This is a genomic window from Arthrobacter sp. 05N33_2 (assembly GCF_056397425.1).
In genome coordinates this window covers 1-4,459 of record NZ_JBFTNJ010000117.1, presented here as the reverse complement: position 1 = coordinate 4,459, position 4,459 = coordinate 1, and the positions used below count along the sequence as shown (strand labels likewise).

At 66.4% G+C, this 4,459-nt stretch carries 4 protein-coding genes; all 4 read right to left on the bottom strand.

Going from position 1 to position 4,459, the window contains the following annotated elements; translation table 11 throughout:
• Positions 1-144: 144 nt before the first annotated feature.
• Positions 145-1,077 carry an alpha/beta hydrolase gene (locus tag AC1DHX_RS20270; RefSeq protein WP_476858545.1) on the bottom strand — a complete coding sequence of 311 codons (933 nt, stop codon included), beginning with the start codon at positions 1,075-1,077 and terminating at the stop codon, positions 145-147.
• A 3-nt stretch (positions 1,078-1,080) separates the two neighbouring features.
• Positions 1,081-2,223 carry an FAD-dependent monooxygenase gene (locus AC1DHX_RS20265; protein ID WP_476858544.1) on the bottom strand — a complete coding sequence of 381 codons (1,143 nt, stop codon included), beginning with the start codon at positions 2,221-2,223 and terminating at the stop codon, positions 1,081-1,083.
• A 79-nt stretch (positions 2,224-2,302) separates the two neighbouring features.
• Positions 2,303-3,256: a phosphotriesterase family protein gene (locus tag AC1DHX_RS20260; protein ID WP_476850895.1), complete on the bottom strand. Its 954-nt coding sequence runs from the start codon at positions 3,254-3,256 to the stop codon at positions 2,303-2,305.
• Positions 3,257-3,304: 48 nt separating this feature from the next.
• Positions 3,305-4,315, bottom strand: a complete 1,011-nt coding sequence (locus tag AC1DHX_RS20255; protein WP_476858543.1) for a phosphotriesterase family protein — start codon at positions 4,313-4,315, stop codon at positions 3,305-3,307.
• Positions 4,316-4,459: the final 144 nt, after the last annotated feature.

Below are 4,459 nucleotides of genomic sequence, written 5' to 3'. Positions count from 1 at the left end.
CCTCCAGTGCCGGGACCATGCCTTCGGCAGGCGAGGACGCGATCCCGGTGTCGACGATGGCGGGCTCGGGAGCGTCGATGAAGAAGCTGTAGAGTCCGAACCGGCCCCACGGCGAGACCAGGGGATGAACAGCGACTGGCCCCGTCATTGCCCGGCCCCCGCGTTCAGGAAGTCGCCTGCTTCCTCGAAGGCCCGGTAGAACTCCGGGATCCAGGAAAAGTTCTGGACGAAGCCGTGGTTGGCCCCCGGCCAGCGGCTGACGGCCGCCACGACGCCGGCCTCCGCCAGTCGCTGGCCGTAAAGTTCGCCCTCATCGCGCAGGGGGTCGTGCTCGGCGGTGATGATGAGCGCCGCCGGCAGGCCTGTGAGGTCATCGCGCTTGATGGGGGAGACGAGCGGGTCCGCCGGGTCCGCCCCGCTCTCCAGGTAAAAGGAGTTGAACGGCTTGAGGCCCGCCGTCTCCAGCCCGAATCCTTCGGCGTTCTCCCGCAGCGAGGCGTAGCGGTCGACGTCGAAGTCCAGGTCCAGGGACGGGTAGAAGAGGACCTGATGCGTGATCCGGTCGAACCCGTCGTCGTGGGCCATCGCTGCGACGGCAGCGACGAAGTTGCCGCCCGAACTGTCGCCGGCGATGGCAAGGTTCTTGCCGTCCCAGCCCAGGCTCGTACCCTGCTCGGCGGCCCACCGGACCACCCCGTAGCAGTCGTCGAGGCCGGCAGGGAAAGCAGCCTCGGGCGCCAGGCGGTAGCCGACAGAGATGACCTTATGACCGGTCTCCTTGGCCAGGGCCCGGGCAACGTGGTCGTGCGTGTCCAGGCTGCCGAGGAAGAACGCCCCGCCGTGGAGGTACACCAGAAGCCCATGAGCGTCGGACCCGGCCGGCGTGTAGATCCGCACGGGCACCTCGCCCGATGGCGTCACTGCGGTGGCGTCCTCGACGCAGTGCAGCGGCAGACGGTCCTCCAATGCGGGAACCTGCGCGGCCTCGCCGGCGCGCATGGCCCCCGGGTTCAGCGGCGAGCCGTCGGGCGCCGGCAGGGTGCTGAGAATCTTGGCAATTTCGGGATGGATGGTCATGGGTCAGGCCTTCGACTCTGCTGGTGCGTTGACGGCGGCGGGCTTCTGGGACGTGGGCTTTTGCCCCGGGAAGACGTCATTGACCTCGTCCTCGGTCCACCCCTGACGCGAGATGCGCTGCAGCTCGTCCGTTACCGGCTTGCGGGTTGCCTGGAACAGGGCCAGTGCATCCTTGACAGAGCCGGCCTCCGCCAAGGCATCGGCGAGCGCACCGGCATCCTCGATGGCCGAGTTGGCGCCCTGGCCCTGGTGGTGCAGCATCGAGTGGGCCGCATCGCCCATGAGCACGACGGAGTCCGTGTGCCACGTGTCGACCGGGTCGATGTCGTAGACGGCGCGGATGTTGACGGTGTCCATGTCGAGGCCGCGGGCGATGTTGACGATCCGCTCGTCGAAGCCCTCCACCGTCGCCACGAGGTCATCCTTCGTGATGGTGGGGGCCCAGGTGCTGTCCGGGCACAGTGCGGTGATATCGAAGGACATCTGGTTGCGGTGGCGCAGCGGCAGCAGGTAGACCTTCGTGCCCCTGCCCATGTACATCCGCAGGTTGTCGTCCACCACCATGCCGTGGGCGTCGTCGGCGGAGATCACAGCGCGGTAGGCGTGTTCGCCGGAGAACACCGGGCCTTTGTCGCTGAAGAGCTGCTCGCGCACCACTGACTTGATGCCGTCGGCGCCTACCACCAGGTCCGCCTCGACCGTCGTGCCGTTGGTGAAGGTCAGGACGGAGCGGCCGCCCGTGTCATCGATGGTCTCCAGCTTGTGGCCAAGGTGCACCATGCCCTGCGGCAGCACGCTCAGGAGTGCGTCGATGAAGTCGCCGCGGTGGATGAGGTGGGTCTGGCTCTGCCCGCCGAACTCCGGCCAGGTGTCCTTCATGATCGGCTCACCCGTGGCGGTGAGGATTTCGAAGTAGTCGCTCGGGGAGCTTACGTTCGCGATCGTGTCGAAGATGCCCCACTGGCTGAACCGGTGCATGGTGGCAGGACGCAGCCCGATGCCGGCGCCGACCTCCCGCATCTGGGATGCCTGTTCGTACACGCTGACGTCGGCACCGAGCAGGCTCAGGGCCTTGGCCGCCGCGGCGCCGCCGTACCCCGCGCCGACGATGGCGATCTTGAGGTTCTTGATGTCTTCAGCCTTCATGGTTTCATCTCTTTCTTGACTCTTTCTGGGCCCGGGCCATGTCTGGCGGAACGGGCAAGTTGTGGTGGTCTGTCCGGGGTCAGGCGTGAAGGGACAGGAAGTCGGCCGGGTTGTCCTCAAGCAGGAGTTTGAGGGTGGCGTCGTCGATACCGGCCGCGCGCATATCGGGGATCATGTCCTCGAAGATGTAGTTGATGGTGTGGCCCTTCACGCCCGGCCAGCCCAGCGGGCTGCAGTTTGCGTCCGCCGAGACGAGGAGCTTGTCCGCATAGCCCTTGTTCACGAGGTTGACGAAGTGCTCCATGCGTTCGGCACGTTTGCGGCCCCAGAACGGCGGATCAGGCAGCTCGAGGTCGTAGCCGAAAGTGTCGAAGCCGATGCGGCCGCCCTGCTCGTAGATCCAATCGTGCGGGGTGACCGGAGCGTTCAGGCCGTCGTCGGCGTGGCCGAAGAGCACGCGGTCCAGCGGGAGGCCTTCTTCGTTGAAGATGTTCACTGCCGGTTCCGGGTCGATGGCCAGGTGGGTCAGGACCGGAGCGCCGGTGACGACGGCGGCGCGGGCCGCGGCCCGGTAAATGCGCTTGTCCAGATCCGTCATGCGTCCGCCGCGACTCACGCCGACCTTGATGACGCCGGCCTTGGCGCCCGTGTTGCCGATGCCGACGGTGATCTCGTGGATGAAGACCTTCGTGAGGTAGTCCACGCTTGCGCGGGAGAAGTGCGGCAGGGCGGTGTCTCCGCCGACGAAGCCGGTGCAGGCAACGATGTGCACGCCCGTCTTCCGGGACAGGGACTTGTAGTAGTCGACGTCGCGGCCGTTGCAGATGCCCGTGGCGTCCACGAAGGTACCGCCGCCGTATTCGCGGAACTTCCGCAGCTTCGGCACGGTTTCCTCGTAAGCCTGCTCCGGCGACTTCCACCACCTGGTATCCAGTTCGGACCCGGGCATGCCGTAGCCGATGTGTTCGTGGACCGCCACGATTTCCAGTTCTTCGGCCGGGATGGTTCCCAGCACGGTGTTGACCTTGGTCATTCGTTCACCTCAGGGTTTCGAAAGCTTGTTGTGTGTGCCGAGACGTGCTTAGCGCACGGTCAGCAGGTTGCGCGGGTTATCCACGAGGATGCGCCGGGCGTCTTCGTCGCTCAGGCCGTGGGCCTTGAGGAACGGCACGAACGTCGTCAGGACGTGGCTGTAGGGGAGGTTGTACTCCGGCAGACCTTTGGCAACGCCGATCGAGTTGCCCGACAGGATGATCCGGTCGGCATGGCCTGCCTTGACGAGCCCGAGCACCAGTTCGGCGCGGCCATGGTCGGTGAGGTAGTCCGCGTGGTCGCTCAGGCCCACATGGTCGATGCCGACGAAGGCTCCCCGGCCGGCCACCTCGATGGCGGAGCCGGCAGCCTCCCTGCGGTCGAGGTCGCCGACGAGCACCCGGTCGGCCCCGAGCTGCTCGTCCAGGACGATGTCCAGATCGTGCAGGACATCGGCGCCAAAGCGGATAGAGACCGGGACGCCGGTGTTCCTGGCGGCGCGGGCGGAGCCGCGGAACAGGCTTTCCTCGGTCGGGGTCATGCCGGCGCGGTCGGCAATGGTCGCGACGATGCCGGCGGCGGCGCGGCGCTCGACCCGGGGAACCACCATCCCCTCAGTGACCTCCTTGCCGAAGAGATCGGCGAACTTTTCGGCCGGCCACGGGGTGGGCGGGTTGGTCTGCGGCGTCAGGAAGTATCCGCCGAGTTCTTCCTCCGGACCCAGGCCCGTGGAGGCGACGATGTGGACGCCGGTGGTGCGGGACAACGCCTCGTAGAGCTTGAGGTCGCGGCCGTGGAACATGCCCGTGCTGTCGACGATCGTCTGCCCGCCGTGCTCGCGGAAGTCCGCGAGCTTGGCCGCCAGGGCATCGAAGATCTGTGCCCTGTCCATGGAGATCTCTGGTGCGTACTGGGCGCCCGGGACCACTGACAATAGGGCCTCATGGAGCGCGACTACGCCCAGTTCCGAGGCAGGGACGGGACCCAATACCGTATTGACGGTTTGCCCGGTGGGGGCGTGGAACGCGTCCCCGCTATCGACGGGTGTGGTGTGACTCACTTGGCTTCTCCCTTGAAGATCGGGTGCTGAATACAGGGGCGCCGGGGTGCCTGACCGTGCCGTAGCCCCGTTGCGGTGTAGCCAGCATCACATCTTTCTTTACATTGTGTCAAGAAAACAGACGAGCCGTACACGTCCTTTGGG

Excerpts from the sequence above, each read along its gene's own strand:
- AC1DHX_RS20270 (WP_476858545.1), bottom strand. The coding sequence starts at position 1,077 with ATGACCATCCATCCCGAAATTGCCAAGATTCTCAGCACCCTGCCGGCG.
- AC1DHX_RS20265 (WP_476858544.1), bottom strand. The coding sequence starts at position 2,223 with ATGAAGGCTGAAGACATCAAGAACCTCAAGATCGCCATCGTCGGCGCG.
- AC1DHX_RS20260 (WP_476850895.1), bottom strand. The coding sequence starts at position 3,256 with ATGACCAAGGTCAACACCGTGCTGGGAACCATCCCGGCCGAAGAACTG.